17 protein-coding genes are annotated in these 16,975 nt (G+C 65.0%); 8 read left to right on the forward strand and 9 right to left on the reverse strand.

The genetic code is table 11. From position 1 onward, the window contains the following. Positions 1–8: 8 nt before the first annotated feature. Together BLQ92_RS00390 and BLQ92_RS00395 are read right to left on the reverse strand one after the other, a co-directional pair. The gene (locus BLQ92_RS00390; RefSeq protein WP_090680404.1) at positions 9–887 is read right to left on the reverse strand and encodes an ABC transporter ATP-binding protein; all 879 of its coding nucleotides are present in this window, start codon (positions 885–887) and stop codon (positions 9–11) included. Beyond that, positions 884–2,017 (reverse strand): MlaE family ABC transporter permease, encoded by a 1,134-nt coding sequence (locus BLQ92_RS00395; protein ID WP_090680406.1) that lies wholly within the window; start codon positions 2,015–2,017, stop codon positions 884–886. Before BLQ92_RS00395 ends, BLQ92_RS00390 begins: the two co-directional genes overlap by 4 nt. Before the next feature lie 117 nt (positions 2,018–2,134). Between BLQ92_RS00395 and BLQ92_RS00400 the strand changes: the two genes are divergently transcribed. From BLQ92_RS00400 to BLQ92_RS00410, 3 genes are read left to right on the forward strand one after another with little or no spacing between them, the layout of a single operon-like run. Beyond that, positions 2,135–3,040, forward strand: coding sequence for a biotin--[acetyl-CoA-carboxylase] ligase (locus BLQ92_RS00400; protein ID WP_090680409.1), 906 nt, complete (start codon positions 2,135–2,137; stop codon positions 3,038–3,040). Continuing rightward, positions 3,037–3,897, forward strand: coding sequence for a type III pantothenate kinase (locus BLQ92_RS00405; protein ID WP_090680412.1), 861 nt, complete (start codon positions 3,037–3,039; stop codon positions 3,895–3,897). The genes BLQ92_RS00400 and BLQ92_RS00405 overlap by 4 nt, the downstream gene beginning before the upstream one ends. Positions 3,898–3,944: 47 nt before the next feature. Next, positions 3,945–4,178 carry a hypothetical protein gene (locus tag BLQ92_RS00410; RefSeq protein WP_090680415.1) on the forward strand — a complete coding sequence of 78 codons (234 nt, stop codon included), beginning with the start codon at positions 3,945–3,947 and terminating at the stop codon, positions 4,176–4,178. 40 nt (positions 4,179–4,218) lie between these two features. Here BLQ92_RS00410 and rfaE2 read toward each other — a convergent pair whose 3' ends face one another. The 7 genes from rfaE2 to BLQ92_RS00445 form a co-directional block, all read right to left on the reverse strand. Further along, on the reverse strand, positions 4,219–4,701 hold the full coding sequence (gene rfaE2 / locus BLQ92_RS00415; RefSeq protein ID WP_090680418.1) for a D-glycero-beta-D-manno-heptose 1-phosphate adenylyltransferase: 483 nt from the start codon (positions 4,699–4,701) through the stop codon (positions 4,219–4,221). Between the two features lie 148 nt (positions 4,702–4,849). Next, positions 4,850–5,722, reverse strand: a complete 873-nt coding sequence (locus tag BLQ92_RS00420; protein WP_090680420.1) for a ferritin family protein — start codon at positions 5,720–5,722, stop codon at positions 4,850–4,852. 381 nt (positions 5,723–6,103) lie between these two features. Next, entirely contained in the window at positions 6,104–7,300 is a 1,197-nt protein-coding gene (locus tag BLQ92_RS00425) for a patatin-like phospholipase family protein (RefSeq protein ID WP_090680422.1), read from the reverse strand. Positions 7,301–7,334: 34 nt separating this feature from the next. Beyond that, a complete protein-coding gene (locus BLQ92_RS00430; protein WP_090680424.1) occupies positions 7,335–8,114 on the reverse strand; it encodes a PhaM family polyhydroxyalkanoate granule multifunctional regulatory protein in 780 nt (259 codons plus the stop codon). 117 nt (positions 8,115–8,231) lie between these two features. Beyond that, positions 8,232–9,122, reverse strand: coding sequence for an enoyl-CoA hydratase/isomerase family protein (locus tag BLQ92_RS00435; protein ID WP_090680427.1), 891 nt, complete (start codon positions 9,120–9,122; stop codon positions 8,232–8,234). Positions 9,123–9,208: 86 nt separating this feature from the next. Continuing rightward, positions 9,209–10,444 (reverse strand): ABC transporter substrate-binding protein, encoded by a 1,236-nt coding sequence (locus BLQ92_RS00440; RefSeq protein ID WP_244106034.1) that lies wholly within the window; start codon positions 10,442–10,444, stop codon positions 9,209–9,211. Positions 10,445–10,651: 207 nt separating this feature from the next. Further along, positions 10,652–11,644 (reverse strand): fumarylacetoacetate hydrolase family protein, encoded by a 993-nt coding sequence (locus BLQ92_RS00445; protein ID WP_090680428.1) that lies wholly within the window; start codon positions 11,642–11,644, stop codon positions 10,652–10,654. A gap of 176 nt (positions 11,645–11,820) precedes the next feature. Between BLQ92_RS00445 and BLQ92_RS00450 the strand changes: the two genes are divergently transcribed. The 5 genes from BLQ92_RS00450 (at position 11,821) to BLQ92_RS00470 (ending at position 16,956) form a co-directional block, all read left to right on the forward strand. Then, positions 11,821–12,720: an IclR family transcriptional regulator gene (locus tag BLQ92_RS00450; RefSeq protein ID WP_090680431.1), complete on the forward strand. Its 900-nt coding sequence runs from the start codon at positions 11,821–11,823 to the stop codon at positions 12,718–12,720. 46 nt (positions 12,721–12,766) lie between these two features. Beyond that, a complete protein-coding gene (locus tag BLQ92_RS00455) occupies positions 12,767–14,167 on the forward strand; it encodes a DUF3108 domain-containing protein (protein WP_090681820.1) in 1,401 nt (466 codons plus the stop codon). 275 nt (positions 14,168–14,442) lie between these two features. Next, a complete protein-coding gene (gene pcaD / locus BLQ92_RS00460) occupies positions 14,443–15,231 on the forward strand; it encodes a 3-oxoadipate enol-lactonase (protein ID WP_090680433.1) in 789 nt (262 codons plus the stop codon). Positions 15,232–15,349: 118 nt separating this feature from the next. Further along, positions 15,350–15,607, forward strand: coding sequence for a BTH_I0359 family protein (locus BLQ92_RS00465; protein WP_074263200.1), 258 nt, complete (start codon positions 15,350–15,352; stop codon positions 15,605–15,607). Between the two features lie 272 nt (positions 15,608–15,879). Beyond that, positions 15,880–16,956 (forward strand): homocysteine S-methyltransferase family protein, encoded by a 1,077-nt coding sequence (locus BLQ92_RS00470; protein ID WP_090680436.1) that lies wholly within the window; start codon positions 15,880–15,882, stop codon positions 16,954–16,956. Positions 16,957–16,975: the final 19 nt, after the last annotated feature.

The following is a 16,975-nucleotide window of genomic DNA, read 5'->3' on the forward strand; positions in this document are numbered from 1 at the left end:
TCCCTGGTTCACAGCGGCAATTCAGACGATGCCGGTTCGAGCGCCGCGGGCGGCAGCTTGGCGCGGCGCTCCGGCGGCAGCGCCTGCAAGGCGCGGCGGCCGCGCAGGCCGAGGAAATACTCGCGAATAAACGGATGGTCGACGCCCGCGGCCTCCTCCACAGGCGCTGCGACCAGCACCTTGCGGTCGGCCAGGACGGCGACGCGGGTGGACAGCGCGACCATGGTGTCGAGATCGTGGGTCACCATCACGACGGTCAGGCCTAGCGCGCGGTGCAGCGTGCTCACCAGTTCGACGAACTCGTCGGACGCCTGCGGATCGAGCCCGGCGGTCGGCTCGTCGAGAAACAGCAGTTCGGGTTCGAGAGCGATCGCGCGGGCGATGCCGACCCGTTTGATCATCCCGCCCGAGAGCGCCGACGGCATCTTCGACGCATGCTTGCATGGCAGGCCGACCATCTCGAGCTTCAGCATCACGATATCGCGCAACAGGTCCTCGGGGATCTTGCCGAGCTCGCGCAACGGCTGCGCGATGTTGTCGAACACCGACAGCGACGAGAACAACGCGCCACGCTGGAACAGCATGCCGGAGCGGCTGCGCATCAAGAGCGCGGTTTCCGGCGGGATGGTCGAGAGGTCCTCGCCGAACAGCTTGATGGTGCCGGACGAGGGTTTCTCGAGGCCGAGAATCTGCCGCACCAGCGTGGTCTTGCCCGAGCCCGAACCGCCGACAATCGACACGATCTCGCCGCGCCGCACTTCGAAGTTCAGGTGCTGATGGACGATATTGCGGCCGTAGCGCTTGGTCAGATCGCGCACCTCGATCACCGGTTCGGCGATCGAAGGCAAGGGCTGGCCGCGCACGGCTTGAGTGAGCGGCGCGGTCATCCGAGCCCCACGTTCTGGAACAGGATGGCGAACACCGCGTCGGCGAGAATCACGATCGTGATCGACGACACCACTGAGGTGGTGGTGCCCTCACCGAGGCTCTGCGAATTCGCCTTGATGCGAAAGCCGAAATGGCAGCCGACGATGGCAATCAGCATGCCGAAGGCGACGCCCTTGCCAAGACCTATCCACAGGTTGGCGACCGGCACGACGCTCGGCAGCGCCCGGAAGAAATAGCTCATGTCGATGCCGAGCACCACTTTGGCGGCAAGCGCGCCGCCGGTAAGCGCGACGATATTGGTCCACATGACGAGCAGCGGCATCGCCACGCCGAGCGCAACAACCCGCGGCAGAATCAGCCGCAAGCCGTGCGGAATGCCCATCACGCGCATCGCATCGAGTTCTTCTGTGACGCGCATCACGCCGATCTGCGCGGTGATCGCCGAGCCGGAGCGGCCCGCCACCAGGATCGCCGAGAGCACCGGTCCCAGCTCGCGAATCACCGAGAGGCCGAGAATGTTGACGATGTACTGGTTCGCGCCGAACAGGCGCAACTGTTGCGCCGACAGATAGCTCAGCACGATGCCGATCAGGAAGGCCACCAGCGCGGTGATCGGCAGCGCCTTGGTGCCGGCGTTATAGACGTTCGCTGAGATCTCGGTCCACGGTGTGATCTTCGGATTGCGTACGATGGCAAGCAGGTCGAGCACGACGCGCCCGAACATCGCAATACCGCCATAAAGATGCTCGAAGAACGAGAACAGCGACAGGCCGAGGCGGGTGAACGGATCGAAGCGCACAACGGACTCGGGTGCTTCGCGCACCGAATCGAGCAAGGCGATGCGTTCGAATATGTCGCGCTGCGTGGCGTTCAGCTCAACCACCTGGGACGGCAGCTTGTGGCCCCAGACACGCCACAGCGCCTGGCCGCCGACGTGGTCCATCCGCTCGATGCGCGACAGATCCCATTGCATACCCTCGGCGCCGATCAGCGAGCGCAGACGGGGCACCACCTTGCCGGTGGCGCGGTCGCGCGCGAGCGCAAGCGCCGTCCATTGCCCGGAGAGCCGGACGATCTTGCCTTGGCTGCCTGCCGCGACTTCAAGGCCGGGCGGAGTGTCGTAGTTCAAGGATCGCTGGATTCTGGTTATCGGATCAGGGGCCATTGTAACGAAGGCGGCGCGAAGGAAGCGCGCTCCGTCACAACGGATGGGCCGTGCGCGCGCCCTGTCGCTACAATAAGCGGCATGAACGCCTCCAAGACTCCCCCCCAAGCCGGCCCGACGGGCGACTGGCGCATCGACCGCGAGCGCGCCGTCGCGCTGTTCGGTGCTCATGCTCACGACTGGCCGATCGAAATCGTCGAGGAAACCGGCTCCACCAACGCCGACCTGATGGCACGCGTCAAGGCGCTGCCACGCCGCTCAAATGCGCTGCCGCGGCCGATCGTGCGCGTGGCGTATCTGCAGACCGCCGGCCGTGGGCGGCGCGGTCGCACGTGGTACGCGGAGCCCGGCAATGCGCTGCTGTTTTCGGTGGCCTGCGTGCTGCCGCGGCCGCTCGAAGAACTCGGCGGGCTGAGCCTCGCGGTGGGCGTCGCGCTGGTCGACGGGCTGCGCTCGCTGCCGGTCGCAGGGCCGGGCCAGATCGCCTTGAAATGGCCCAACGACGTGCTGCTGGAAGGCGACAAGCTGGCCGGCATCCTGATCGAAACGGCCTGGAGCACCGACTATGCGACTGCAGTGGTGATCGGCATCGGCACCAACGTGAAGGGGGCGGACGAGCTGGCCGCCAAGGTCGGCGCGCTGAACGCCGACATCCCGCCGCAGGCGCGCGGCACCGTGCCGACGGCATTGTCGGCGGCGCTGCCCAATGCCAATCTGACCGATACGCTCGCCGCCGAGCTGAACGCACTCGAACCGGCGCTCAAGCGCTTCGGCGAGGACGGCTTCGAGCCGTTCCAGCCGCGCTGGAACGCCTGTCACGCCTACGCGGGCCGTGAAGTGGTGCTGCTCGAACAGGGTGTCGAGATTGCGCGCGGCGTGGCCGCAGGGGTGGACGAAATCGGGCAGTTGCTGCTCGATACGCCCACGGGCCGCCAGGCGATCGCCACCGGCGACGTCTCGCTGCGTCTGGCCGACGGCACGGCATGAGCGGCGCGCCTTTCCTGCTGATCGACGCCGGTAATAGCCGCATCAAATGGGCGCTGGTGCAGGCCGACGGCACGCAGAGTCATGCGGGCGCGCTTGGGCACGGGGGCGTTGACGAACCCGACTGGTCAGCCCTGCCGCGCCCCGCCAGCGCATGGATTTCCAATGTGGCGGGCGCAGCAGTCGCGCAACGCCTCGCGACTCTGCTCGACGCCCACTGGCCCGGCCTGCCGCGCACGATTATCCGCGCCTGCGAGCAGCAATGCGGCGTGACCAACGGCTATACGACCCCTGGCGCGCTCGGCAGCGACCGCTGGGCCGGCCTGATCGGCGCGCACGCAGCCTTTCCGGGCGAACCGCTGCTGATCGCGACCTTCGGCACCGCGACCACGCTGGAGGCGCTGCGCGCCGATGGCATGTTTGTCGGCGGACTGATCGCGCCCGGCTGGTCGCTGATGATGCGCTCGCTCGGCGAGCATACGGCGCAACTGCCCACACTCGACGCCAACGCGGCGCGCGGCCTGCTCGCATCCGGCGCAGAGACAACCGCGGCAAACCCGGCAAGCACGGCCGGCAACGGCCAGGCGTCCGGCGACGCCAAACCCCGCGGCCCGTTCTTCGCCACCGACACGCCACGCTCGCTCTCCGCCGGTTGCGCACTGGCGCAAGCCGGCCTGATCGAACGCATGTGGCACGACCTGCAGGACGCATGGGGCATACCGGTGCGGCTCGTCGTGGGTGGCGGCGCCGCGAACGAAGTGACAGGCGCACTCAAAGTGCCGCATACTCGCCACGATTCGCTCGTGCTATCGGGTCTCGCGCTGATTGCCGCCGCCGGCGCGCCAGCCGGGCACCGCTGAGCATCGCTATTGACGCACGCCGCACCCTTTAGACGGAGACTCCAACGATGCTGCGCTGGCTGATCGCTATTCTGTTTCTCGCCAACATGCTCGCGTTCGTAACGGTACGCGGCATGTTCGGGCCGGCACCCCTCGCGGGCGCGCGCGAGCCGAATCATCTGAATCGCCAGATTCACCCGGAAACGCTGAAGGTGCAGCCGGTTGCGGAGGCGGCCGACCTTGCGGTGGTCGGCGGACCGGCCCCGGCACCGGCAATTTCGGCGTCGGAACTGTCGCAGTAACCTGCAGGTCCCGCGCTGATGCGCCGGGTTGCCTGGGCCCTCACCCCTGAGCGCGGACCTTCTTCAACAGCGCGGTCGTCGAGCGGTCGTGCTCGAACGGAATCGCCAGCGCACGGCCGCCCCAGCCACGCACCAGCGCCGACTCGGGCAGCTTGTCCATATCGTAGTCGCCGCCTTTGACCAGCACGTCGGGGTGCAGCGCTTCGATCAGCGACACCGGCGTCTGCTCCTCGAAGCACACCACCCAGTCCACGCTTTCCAGCGCAGCAAGCAAGGCCATCCGGTCGGCTTCGTTGTTGATCGGCCGGTCGTCGCCCTTGCCGAGCCGGCGTACCGACGCATCGCTATTCACCCCGACGATCAGGCACGCACCCAAGGCTTTTGCATCGGCCAGATAGGTGACGTGACCGCGATGCAGGATGTCGAACACCCCGTTCGTGAACACCACCGGCCCGGTAAGCGAGGGGCGCAGTTGAGCAAGGGCGTCGCGGGTCGTGAGCTTGCGTTCGAAAATGGCTGACATGGGGAAATCGAAGAAAAGAGAAAAATAGGCAAACGGCCCGGCAGGCTTGCGCCTGTCGGGCCGTTCGTCACACGCTATATCACGCCGTGTCTGCCAGCTGGCGCCGCCTGCGCTCGACTCAACAAGCGCACGCCAACGCACGAAGCCATCAGGCCGGCTGTTCAGCCGTTTTCTGGTCGGCCTGCAAACGCGCCACGACTTCCTTGCGATAGCGGTTCAGTTCCTGAGCCGTGTTGAAAGTGCGCTCGAACAGGATGGACAGGTTGTGCAGGATACGTTCGACCACTTTCTTTTCCCAGCCGTCGTCGAAACGGATCTGCTCGTCGAGCCAGCGTTCGAGCCATTCCGGATCCGGCAGGCGCGACTGGATCGTGTCGCGCGGGAACAGAGCCTGATTCACGTGCAGGTTGGTCGGGTGCAGCGGCTTTTCCGTGCGGCGCGCCGACGCCATCAACACGCCGATCTTGGCGAACGCAGCACGCGCCACATCGCCGCAATTGTTCATGGCCTTCTTCATGTAGCGCAGGTACGCGCCGCCATGACGCGCTTCGTCACGCGAAATGGTTTCGTAGATGGCCTTGATGACCGGCTCCGTGTGCCATTCGGCCGCACGACGGTACCAGTGGTTCAGGCGAATCTCGCCGCAGAAGTGCAGCATCAGCGTTTCGAGCGGCGGCGCCGGATCGAATTCGAAGCGCACGGCGTGCAGCTCTTCTTCGGTCGGGCACAGTTCCGGCTTGAAACGGCGCAGATATTCCATCAGCACCAGCGAGTGTTTCTGTTCTTCGAAGAACCACACGCTCATGAAGGCCGAGAAGTCGCTGTCGTGGTGATTGTCGCGCAGGAACATTTCCGTTGCGGGCAACGCGGACCATTCGGTGATCGCGTTCATCTTGATCGTCGCGGCCTGCTCGTCGGTCAAGAGCGATGCATCGAACTTGTCCCAGGGAATGTCTTTCTCCATGTCCCATCGAACGGATTCGAGCGATTTATAAAGTTCCGGATAAAGCATGGTGTTCATAGTCCCACCCCTGTTCTGCGCATTGCGACGTCTGTTTGTGTCTATTGCTATTGTTGCTACCGGCGAACGAAACACACGCGTTCGCGAGCCAAGCATTCAATTTTACGCGGGAATCGGCCGCTTAGATGCACCTTACGGCAAAGAAGTCGTTCGGTGTTCTTGGGTTCGCGCCTGCCGAACTTTCGCACCAAGCCGCTCGAACTGGCGGCGCTGCCGACAGCAAAGGCGGCTGCAAACGCCCGCCCACCGGGCAACAACGGGCGGCGGACTGGTTGTTTTCGGGCACGCCCAAGAGCCAAATAAAGCTTTCACCATGATAGCACGCTGCCCTGGCAGCCTTACCTTACATAGGGTCATAAGGACGCGGCGCCTTGATCGATCTCAATAAGATAGCGGTCCTTCGTGTTTTGACTGTGACGAATCGTTAATTCCCGCGCGGCCGATCCATGCGGCGATCTCGTCGCGCTGCGCGAACGCGTCACGGTGTCCCAGTTCGATCAGCTCGCGGGTGAACTCGCTTTCGAACAGCAAATAGCTGGCAAACGACGCCCCGGACGCCCGGTTGCCGCCCACGGCGCCCAGCAGGCCGCGCACCGTCCGTGGCAGGCGTTGCAGATGGCGTGCCGCAATCACTTCGATGCGCTCGCTCGGCGCGATCGCCAGCACGTCGATATGGCGCCAGCCGCTCTCCGGTTCCACCGTGTGCGGCAGGTGCAGCACCATCCGGTTGATGTGCTCGATCCGTTCGATGTCGGCGCCGAGCGCATCGAGGAACACGCTTGCCAGCACCTGCTGGCCGATCTGCGCGAGCGACGGATACGCGTTGTCGCGTCCAGCCGCGGGCACCTCCGGGCGCGGCGCGGCGGCGCCGATCACGACGATACGGTCCGCGCCGAAATGAATCGCCGGGCTGAGCGGGGCGATCTGGCGAATCGAGCCGTCGCCGAAATACTCGTGGCGGCCGTCCAGTTCCAGCGGCACGGCGGGAAATATGTAGGGAATCGCCGAGGATGCAAGCAGATGCGCGGGTGTCAGTTCGACCATTCGCGCGGTGCGCTGCGCACGCCGCCACGCATGGATCGGCTCGCTCGCCTGGTAGAAGGTCAGATGTTGTCCTGACGAATAGCTGAGAGCGGTAATGGACAGCGCGTGCAACGCCCGCGTATCGAGCATCTGATCGATGCGATGGAAACTGAGCGCCTCGCGCAGAAGGTGGGCGAGCGGCGCGTTGTCGAGCAGCGCGCGCGGCGAACGGCGCGCAGCCCAACCGAAGCTCATCGCGGCCAGCCAGCGCGCACCGGCTCCGATCATGCCGGGCCAGTCCGTGCGGTACACGTGATGCGCATGCATGGCCGACCAGACCTTCACGAGCCGCTCGGCGCCACGCGAGAAATCGTCGGCGTGGCTCGCGATGGAGGTTGCGTTGATCGCGCCGGCCGAGGTGCCGCAGATCACGCTGAAGGGCGACGCGCGGGAGTCCGGCGCTGCCTCGCGAGCGATTTCGGCGAGCGCCTGCAGCGCGCCCACCTGATAGGCGGCGCGGGCGCCGCCGCCCATTAGAACCAGCGCGAGCCGCATGCCGGAGAGAGGCGTTGCATCACGCTGCGCCGCTTCACTCGGGCTGCGAAGGCGTCTTTTTGGCAGCGCGCGGCCGGCTCGCCGAGGCGCTCGACGAAGCACCCGAAGACCTGGCCGCAGGCGCGCGCCTGGCCGCCGGCTCCCTGGCTGATGGCTTGTCAGCGGCAGGCTTGGCGGCAGCGGCCGATTCTGGTGCAGCTGCACTGTCCGACGCATCGGCGCCCGCCGCCGCAGTTGCTGTGGCCGCAGCAGGTTGCGCCATGGCGAACTGCGCGATCTGGTTGAACTGCGATTGCAGCAGGTTCCACCAGGCCGAGGCATCGAAGCCAGGTGCCTCAGCGCCACCGCCCGCCTCGGGCTCAGCGGGGTCTGCCGCCTCGGCGCGCTGCGCAGCCTCTGGCTCGCGACGCGGTGGTTCGGCTGCAGCAGTTGCTGCAGCGGCGGCCGCCGGTTGCGCCATCGACTGCTGCGCGAACGCTCCAAAGGCCCGCAGCGTCGCAAGCGTGGCCCGCTGCACTTCGAGCGCCTGAATGGCCGACTGCAGCATGTTCAGATTCAGCTTGAGCCATTGCTCGACCGCACGCATATCGGTGATGCGCTTGTCGAGTTCCTCGACGTTGGTCAGCGGCGCCATCATGTCGGACATCATCGACAGCGATGGCCCGAGCCCATGGCCCCCGCCCGTCTGAGCCGCGGGAAAGGCCGAGCCGAACGGCGTGAGGCGCATCATGTCCCACATGCGATCCATCATCTCGCCGGGCGGAAAACCCGGGAAGCCGGGGAAGGGCGGCGTGGAGCCAGGTGTATCGGTCATGTTGTTCTCCTCGCAGCAGACAGGAATGGAATTGGCGCAATCCGACGCGCGTTTCATCCGATCATACCGCGCGAAAAGAGGTTGTTACGCAAGGTTGGCGGATGAGACCAGGGTACGTCAGGCGGCATGCCCGCCGGATCCGCCACGGCCAGGTGGATTGCCCTTCGCTGCATCGGCGCCGCGAAAATCCGGTGCACGCCGCTCGCGCAGCGAGGTTACCCCTTCGCGCACATCAGGGCCGGCAAAGCCCATGAATTCGAGCGCGAGCGAGGTATCGAAGGCTGGCCCCGCCGAGCGCAGCCAGTTGTTCAAGGCGTACTTGGTCCAGCGAATCGCCGTCTGCGATCCATGTGCCAGTTTCTCGGCGACTTCGAATGCTTTGGGCAACAGATCATGTTCGTAGACCGCGAGCGACACCAGCCCGATCCGCTCAGCTTCCTCGCCGCTCACCGGCTCGCACAGCAGCAGGTAGTACTTGGCCTTCGCCATGCCGCACAGCAGCGGCCAAACGATCGCCGCGTGATCGCCCGCGGCAACGCCCAGCCGCGTATGGCCGTCGATGATGCGCGCACTCTTCGTCGCAATCGAGATATCGGCGAGCAGCCCCGCCACCAGCCCAGCGCCGACCGCCGGACCGTGCATGGCAGAGACGATCGGCTTGCTGCAGTTGATGACGTTGTAGACGAGGTCGCGCGCCTCGCGCCAGACGCGCGTGCGGACCTCGAAGTCGGTCGCCATCTGCTCGACCAGATGCAGATCGCCGCCCGCCGAAAAGCCCTTGCCCTCGCCGCGAATCACGGCGACCCGCGTGTCCGGGTCGCGGTCGATATCGCGCCAGATTTCGGCGAGCTCGTAATGCATGCGCTCGTCCGCCGTCGCGAGTCCGCTCTTGTTTGCGCCCTCGCCGCTCATGATGACTTCGAGGATGCCATGCGGATGCCGCCGCAAGCGCAGCGAACGGTAATGCGAGTAGAAGGCGGGATCGTTGATCGGTGATTCGTGTGACATGGTGGTCAGTCCGGTAGTTCGGATCGCAATGGATCGATGCGTCAATGTTGAACGCCTGGCGGCGCGTGGTGCGCGCCGCTGCACATTCAGTCTGGTTGATAAACCCACTTGCCGTTATTGATTTCGACCATCACGCGAGCGCGCTGGTCGAGTCCGAGGTGATCGGTCGGACTCATGTTGACGACACCGTTAGTGTCCGCCAGAGCGTGCGTCGCTTCCAGCGCATCGCGCAAGGCATGACGAAATTCCGGGGTGCCGGGTTGTGCGCTTTTCAGCGCGAGCGGCACGGCGTTCGACAGCAGCATGCCCGCGTCCCACGTGTACGAGCCGAACGCCGATACGCTGCCCGCCCCATGCACGGCTTCGAAGCGCGCGATGTAGTCGAGCGCGAGGCGCTTCGCCGGATGGCCGGCCGGCAGTTGCGCCGCGACCAGCACGGGACTCGCCGGCAGGAAGGTGCCGTTGCAGTCCGCGCCGCAGACGCGCAGGAAGTCGTTATTGCCCACGCCGTGGTTGTGGTAGATCAAGCCCTTGTAGCCACGCTCCTTGAGTGTGCGCGGCGGCAAGGCGGCGGGCGTGCCCGCTGCGCCCACCACGACGGCATCGGGATGAGTGGCGAGAATCTTCAGCACCTGACCCGTCACGCTTGGATCGGTGCGGTTAAAGCGCTCGCTCGCGACCACGCTGATGTGATGCAGTTCGGCGAACTTCGCGACTTCGGCATAAAAGGTTTCGCCGAGCGCATCGGCCTGGCCGATGTAGGCAATCGTCTTCACGCCGTGCGAGCTGGCGTGTGCGGTGATCGCCGAGGCCATCATCGCGTCGGTTTGCGGCGTCTTGAACATCCAGTGACGCTTCGCATCGACCGGTTCGATGATCTTCGCGGACGACGCTAGCGAGATGGTCGGCGTCTCACCTTCGGCGATGACGTCGATCATCGCTAGCGTATTGGGGGTGATCGAAGAACCGATGATCGCATCGACGTGATCTTCGGAGATCAGCTTCTTGGTGTCCTGCACAGCCTGGGTGGTGTCCGAGGCATCGTCGAGCACGATGTACTCGACCTTCTGGCCGCCCATCGTCTTCGGCAGCATGGCAGCGGTATCGCGAGCCGGAATGCCCAGCGAAGCCGCCGGGCCGGTCAGCGACAGCACCAGTCCGATCTTCACCTGCGCCAATGCGAAAGCCGGCCAGGCGGTGCAGAGCGCGGCAATAAGGTGTGCGGCCCGCGGGCGGCGGGAGATGGGCAGGTTCGGCAGCGTCGCCGCACAGGCACGCCGGGTTGCCGGCGCCAACGCAAATGCAAACGAGCGCAGTCGCATGCATGTCTCCTTATCGTGGCTTTTTCGTTATGTTCCACTTCGCCGTTGCGGGGCCTGCGGCGGATCAAGGCGAGCCGTTGTGAGCCCTCACCTCGCCGCGACAGCAGCGGCGGCGCGCCAGCCGGTGGTCGCTGCGCGTCAGCCAGTGTAGCGGCGCCCGAGCGCGCCGGTATCGGGCGAAACCCTCTCGAGCGCGCTGCAGGCGCTTTAGCGCGCGCCGTCCAGCGGCGCAATGCCCTGCTCGATCGAACCGAAGATCGACTTGCCCGCCTCATCGAACATCTCGATCTTGACCGTATCGCCGTATTTCATGAACTCGGTCTGCGGTGCGCCATGCTCGATGGTTTCGAGGCAGCGCTTCTCGGCGATACAGCAGTAGCCGCGTTTGGCATCTTTGTTCGACACCGTGCCCGAGCCGACGATCGATCCCGCGCGCAGATTGCGCGTCTTCGCCGCATGCGCGATCAACTGGCCGAAGTGGAACACCATGTCGGTGCCGGCATCCGGCTGGCCGACCTTCTTGCCGTTCCAGTGGACGATCATCGGCCGGTGCACGCGGCCCTCGCGCCAGTGCTCGCCGAGTTCGTCCGGCGTGACGGCAACCGGCGCGAACGAGGTAGCAGGCTTGCTTTGGAAGAAACCGAAGCCCTTTGCCAGTTCCGCCGGAATCAGGTTGCGCAGCGACACGTCGTTGACCAGCGTGATCAAACGCACGCCCTTGAGCGCCTGGTCGGGCGTCGCGCCCATCGGAACGTCGGTGGTAATGACCGCGACTTCGGCTTCGAAGTCGATGCCGAACGCTTCCGAGGCGCACACCACGTCGTCTTTCGGGCCGATGAAGTCGTCGCTGCCGCCCTGATACATCAACGGATCGGTCCAGAACTCAGACGGCATTTCCGCACCGCGCGCGCGGCGCACCAGTTCGACGTGATTCACATACGAGGAGCCGTCGGCCCACTGGAACGCGCGCGGCAGCGGCGCCATGCATTCCTTGGCCTCGAACGCAAAGCTGTTGCGCGCCCGGCCCTGGTTGAGCGAGTCGTACAGATCCTGCAGTTGCGGCGCGTAGAAGGTCCAGTCGTCGAGCACGCGTTGCAGCGTCGGCGCAATCGCGTCGGCGATGGCGGCGGTGTGCAGGTCGCGGGACACGACGATCAGTTGGCCGTCGCGCGTGCCGTCCTTCAGCGTGGCAAGTTTCATAGGGGGAATGAGCCGTGTTAGTGACGATAGAGGGAATCTATTCTACGATGGTGAATCGCCGCAGCCCAGATGGGCTGTAAATGTGCTGGTTCATGCACCCCGGCTGCGGGAATCGCCGTGCCACGCCAGCGGCCTTTCCACCCGATTCACCGTCCCGCGCCACGTGCGCCTTGCTTATGCCTTCAGTAGCCCGCTCCGGCGCGATTGCCGCCGACGCCGAAACCACCGCAGCGACCGACCCGGCCGAGCCGCTCGACGCCGCCGAGGACGACACCGCAGATGCCGGCGAGGAGAAGCTGCGCTCGGGCATTCAGTCGATCGAGGTCGGTTTCCGTCTGCTCGAGGTGCTGACCCACGAGCCGCGCGCCATGATGCTGCGCGATCTGGCGCAGCGGGCCGGCATGAGCCCTGCCAAAGCGCACCGCTACCTGGTCAGTTTCCTGCGCCTCGGCGTCGTCGCGCAGGACCCGCTATCCGGGCGCTACGAGCTAGGCGGCTTCGCGCTGCAACTGGGACTCGCGCGGCTTGCGCGGGTCGACGGCGTGAAGCTCGCGCGCATCGCGCTCGCCGAACTGCGCGATCGCCTCGACCTGACCGTAGGCATCGCCGTATGGGGCAATCAGGGGCCGACCGTCGTGCACTGGATGGAATCGAGCCATCCCGCCAAGGCCTCGCTCAGGCTCGGCGACGTGATGCCGTTGCTCGGCTCCGCCACCGGCCTGCTGTTCGCCGCTTACCTGCCGGCGAGCAAGACCGCCGCGATGATCGAGCGCGAACTCGCCGATTCGCGCCGCTCGTCGCACACGGACGCTCCGCGTACGCCCGAAGATGTCGAGCGGGTGCTCGCGGACGTACGCAGACACGAAGCCGCTCGGGTGGAAGGCATGCTGCTGCCGACCATCCACGCGTTCTGCATGCCGGTTTTCGATTCGACCGGCGACCTGGCCCTCGGCTTGATTGCGCTCGGCCATGAGGGCGCGTTCGATATCCGCTGGGACGGTGAGATCGATACGGCGCTGCGCGAGTGCGCGCGCAAATTGTCGTACGAACTGGGCTATAGTCCGACGCCGCGTTAGGATGTCGGGCTGGACACCTTTTAATCCGCCAGAACCGCTCCGTTCGATGTCGTATCCCTCCACTGTCAGCCCATCCGACCGCACGCAGCTACCCGCAGCGCCGCGCCGTCCGCGCGCGTGGCGTTGGATCGTGGTGCTGGCGGTCGTGCTGGTCCTCCATTGGATCGCGGCGCAGTGGGTCGAACGCAACCGCGAGATCTTCACGTCCGGGAATACGTCCCACGTCCCCGTGCAGATTACCCTGCTGAAACCGGAGCGCATCGAACGCAAGCCGGCCAGCGCTGCACCCAGGCCCGCAGCGGCGCCAGTGCATAAGGCGGCCGCCAGCAAGCCGCGCGAGCATGCGCTGACTGCCACACGTGCCGGGCCGTCAGCGGTCGCCGCGGCATCGACACCGGCAGCCGACGCCGATGCGGCCTCGGAGGCGGCGAACGCGGCTGCGGCAGAGGCCCAAGCGGCGGCATCGGCAGCTAACGCAGCAAGCGCCGCGGCCGCGGCAAGCGGTACGGGCAGCGCACACGCTGCGGCCCCCGAAGCGGCTTCGGGCGTGAAGTTCCTGGTGCCCCCGTCCGGCGATCTGCCCTACGACACGTTCTATAACGGCGTACGCAATCAGCCCGGCACGATCCACTGGTCGAGCGACGGCAAGACCTACGACATGGTCGTCTCGATGCCGGTCCCGTTCATCGGCACGTTCAGTTATTCGAGCCACGGCCATATCGACGCATTCGGCCTCGCCCCCGATCAGTACATCGAAAAGCGCGGCCGCAGGCCAGAAGATGTTTCGATCTTCAACCGCACCACCAGGCAGATCGTGTTCACCCGCACACCCACGTCATTGCCGCTTACGGATGCGGCTCAAGACCGTTTCAGCATGGTGATGCAGCTCGCGAGCCTGGTACGCGGCGATCCGGACGCTTATAAGCCGGGCGTGACGCGTGAGTTTTTCGTGGTCGACAACGATAGCGGCGAAACGTGGCCAATCGAAACAATTGGCGATGAGACGATCCGCACACAGCACGGCTTCGTCACTGCGCGACATTTCATGCGCCTGCCGCGCCATCCGGGCGACAAGCGGCGCATCGACGTATGGCTCGCGCCCTCGCTGGGCTGGCTACCCGCGCGGCTCCTGCAAACGGAACCGAATGGTACGGAGATCGAACTGGTGTGGGGCGGACCGCTCAGTGCACCTGGCAGCACGGCTAACAGTGCACCCGGCAACGCGTCGGGCAACGACGATACGCAGACTTCGCCGGACAACAGCAGCAGCGCGGCAACTGGGGCAACTGGGGCAACTGGGGCAACTGGGGCAACTGACAATACGACAGGCAGTCCCGTCAATGGATCGCCCGCAGCACCCGCCGTGCCCGCCGCCCCCTCGGCACCGTCCCCAACTACCCCACCCTCCGCACTCGACAACGTACCGTCCGCGCCCGAGAAGCCCTGAAGTGGAGCGACTATTCGGCACAAAGCGCAGTGCAAAGCGCGGGACACTGCACGTCACACCGTGCGGCATGCGGCCGAATACCGAAACTTCCGGAGCAAACATGACTCGCACGAACAACGCGGCCACTTTGCCCAGCCAATACGTGTCCGCTGGGAACACGGTTTGCTAAAAGTGTTGTCGGCGCGCATCACCCAATATCACCATTTGTTACCGAAGCAGCCAGCGCCGCAACGCCGCGTCCGCCCTTTCACTGCATCATCTCTGAAGGAGTCTGCATGCAACTAAACCTCAACGGTATCGACACGCGCTATGTCCTCGACAACGAAGGCGGCGGCCCCTGGCTCACGTTTATCCATCAACTGGGCGGCGACCTCTCCGTATGGGACCAGTTGGCCGGCTACTTCCGCGACGACTTCACGGTGCTGCGTTACGACGTTCGCGGTCACGGCGCGAGCGCCGTGCCGCGTAGTCCGTTCAGCATCAAGGACCTGGCCGATGATCTCGCCAAGCTACTCGATGCGCTTGGCGCCCCGCACACGCATCTGGTGGGCATGTCGATGGGGGGCATGATTGCGCAGCAGTTCGCGCTCGACCACCCAACGCGCGTCGCCACGCTGACGCTCGCCGACACGGTCGCCGCGACAGCGCCCGAGAGCCGCGCCGTCTGGGACCAGCGGGCCGCTGCCGTGCGCAGCGGCGGCATGGCCGCACTCGCGCCTGCGACCTTGAGCCGTTGGTTGACGGCCGATTTCCAGGCCGCGCACCCGGAAGCCGTCGAGCAGATCCGCGAGGTGCTGCAGAACACCGCGCCCGAAGGCTACGCTCTTGCCTGCGAGGCTTTGCGCGAGTTCGACGTGCATGAGCGGCTAAATGAGATTCGTCTGCCTACGCTAACGGTAGCGGGCCGACACGACACCGGCACACCACCTTCTGCAACTCAGGCCATCGCAAATTCGATTCAGGGTGCACAATACGAACTGCTGGAGGCCGCACATCTAGCGCCTGTTGAAGAGTCTCACCGTTTTGCTGCGTTGCTTGAAACGTTTCTCGAAACACGGGTCTAACCTGAAGGTCCGGGAGTTTTACCAGCGTCATTCCGGACCCACCCCTTGAATTCCACACCAAACGCTCCATTTATGGCGCAGGAACGGCCAGGAGCCAACGGAAATAAGGAGTGTCGCCATGCAAATGATCTACAACAGCCCCAACTATTGTGTCGTCGAGTTCCCGCCGCAGGACGGTCCCCTCGCCATGAAGTCAGGTGGTTACGAGATCGTCGACAAAAACATGCAACGCGAGATTTACATTGACGGCGCAATGGCGGCGCGCTTTCGCGAGCACGTCACGAAGCTGATCGAAGAAGAACCGTCGCTCGACGAAGTAGACGAATTCCTCGGCCAGTTCGACAGCCTGATGCACCAACCGGTGATCCTCCACTAACACGCACGCCTCGGCGACACGTACTAAAAACCCCGTCCGGCTTGCCTGGCGGGGTTTTTTGTTGTTCAGACAGTACGTCCACAGGATTTAACATTTCGCTGCGAGTCAAGCGGCTCGTGACGAACTCCGGGGCGGCATCTTTTACCGGGCCGCCGTTTAGCGGACCTGTCTTTTATAAGTCGTATCACTTCGCACCCACGGCCGGCGAGGCCACCGCACAGCGGATACAATGACAGGTTTCCTGAAAAAACAGGCGCAAGCCCACTTCTGCCATGAACCAGCCTGCCCCCACCGTCAGTCCAGTCCGCCCCATCGCCTACACGCGCGGCGCAGCGTTGCCCGCTCTGCTGCAGTCGCGCATCCTGATCCTGGACGGTGCGATGGGCACGATGATTCAGCGCTACAAGCTCGACGAAGCCCGCTATCGTGGCGAGCGCTTCAAGGACTATGGCCGCGACATCAAGGGCAATAACGAACTGTTGTCGATTACGCAGCCGCAGATCATCCGCGAGATTCATGAGCAGTACCTCGCGGCGGGCGCCGATATCATCGAAACCAACACGTTCGGCGCGACCACCGTTGCCCAGGCCGACTACGGCATGGAGACGCTCGCGATCGAGATGAATCTCGAATCGGCGAAGCTGGCTCGCGAAGCCTGCGACAAGTATTCGACGCCCGACAAGCCGCGCTTCGTCGCGGGCGCCATCGGGCCGACGCCGAAGACGGCCAGCATTTCCCCTGACGTGAACGATCCGGGCGCCCGCAACGTAACCTTCGACGAACTGCGCACGGCCTACTACGAGCAGGCCAAGGCGCTGCTCGACGGCGGCAGCGACCTGTTCCTCGTCGAAACGATTTTCGACACGCTCAACGCGAAGGCTGCGCTGTTCGCGCTCGACGAGCTCTTTGAAGACACCGGCGAGCGTCTGCCGATCATGATTTCGGGCACCGTCACCGATGCGTCGGGCCGCATTCTGTCGGGGCAAACGGTGGAGGCGTTCTGGAATTCGCTGCGCCATGCGAAGCCGCTCACCTTCGGCTTGAACTGCGCGCTCGGTGCGGCGCTGATGCGTCCGTATATCGCCGAGCTGGCGAAGCTGTGCGACACGTACGTGTCGTGCTATCCGAATGCCGGCTTGCCGAATCCGATGAGCGATACCGGCTTTGATGAATTGCCGGCGGATACCTCAGGCCTGCTGAAGGAGTTTGCGCAGGCCGGGCTCGTGAATATCGCCGGTGGCTGCTGTGGGACGACGCCGGAACACATCGCGGCGATTGCCAAGGCGCTGACTGGCGTCAGGCCGCGGGTGTGGGCAAACTATCGGGAAACCGATAGCGAAACGGTCTAACGGTCGCCGGCGCTCCCGA

The sequence above is a fragment of the Paraburkholderia phenazinium genome (assembly GCF_900100735.1).
Lineage (GTDB): Bacteria > Pseudomonadota > Gammaproteobacteria > Burkholderiales > Burkholderiaceae > Paraburkholderia > Paraburkholderia phenazinia.

Coding starts and splice junctions, on each gene's coding strand:
- BLQ92_RS00390 (WP_090680404.1), bottom strand. CDS start 887: ATGACCGCGCCGCTCACTCAAGCCGTGCGCGGCCAGCCCTTGCCTTCG.
- BLQ92_RS00400 (WP_090680409.1), top strand. CDS start 2,135: ATGAACGCCTCCAAGACTCCCCCCCAAGCCGGCCCGACGGGCGACTGG.
- BLQ92_RS00405 (WP_090680412.1), top strand. CDS start 3,037: ATGAGCGGCGCGCCTTTCCTGCTGATCGACGCCGGTAATAGCCGCATC.
- BLQ92_RS00410 (WP_090680415.1), top strand. CDS start 3,945: ATGCTGCGCTGGCTGATCGCTATTCTGTTTCTCGCCAACATGCTCGCG.
- rfaE2 (WP_090680418.1), bottom strand. CDS start 4,701: ATGTCAGCCATTTTCGAACGCAAGCTCACGACCCGCGACGCCCTTGCT.
- BLQ92_RS00420 (WP_090680420.1), bottom strand. CDS start 5,722: ATGAACACCATGCTTTATCCGGAACTTTATAAATCGCTCGAATCCGTT.
- BLQ92_RS00425 (WP_090680422.1), bottom strand. CDS start 7,300: ATGCGGCTCGCGCTGGTTCTAATGGGCGGCGGCGCCCGCGCCGCCTAT.
- BLQ92_RS00430 (WP_090680424.1), bottom strand. CDS start 8,114: ATGACCGATACACCTGGCTCCACGCCGCCCTTCCCCGGCTTCCCGGGT.
- BLQ92_RS00435 (WP_090680427.1), bottom strand. CDS start 9,122: ATGTCACACGAATCACCGATCAACGATCCCGCCTTCTACTCGCATTAC.
- BLQ92_RS00440 (WP_244106034.1), bottom strand. CDS start 10,444: ATGCGACTGCGCTCGTTTGCATTTGCGTTGGCGCCGGCAACCCGGCGT.
- BLQ92_RS00445 (WP_090680428.1), bottom strand. CDS start 11,644: ATGAAACTTGCCACGCTGAAGGACGGCACGCGCGACGGCCAACTGATC.
- BLQ92_RS00450 (WP_090680431.1), top strand. CDS start 11,821: ATGCCTTCAGTAGCCCGCTCCGGCGCGATTGCCGCCGACGCCGAAACC.
- BLQ92_RS00455 (WP_090681820.1), top strand. CDS start 12,767: ATGTCGTATCCCTCCACTGTCAGCCCATCCGACCGCACGCAGCTACCC.
- pcaD (WP_090680433.1), top strand. CDS start 14,443: ATGCAACTAAACCTCAACGGTATCGACACGCGCTATGTCCTCGACAAC.
- BLQ92_RS00465 (WP_074263200.1), top strand. CDS start 15,350: ATGCAAATGATCTACAACAGCCCCAACTATTGTGTCGTCGAGTTCCCG.
- BLQ92_RS00470 (WP_090680436.1), top strand. CDS start 15,880: ATGAACCAGCCTGCCCCCACCGTCAGTCCAGTCCGCCCCATCGCCTAC.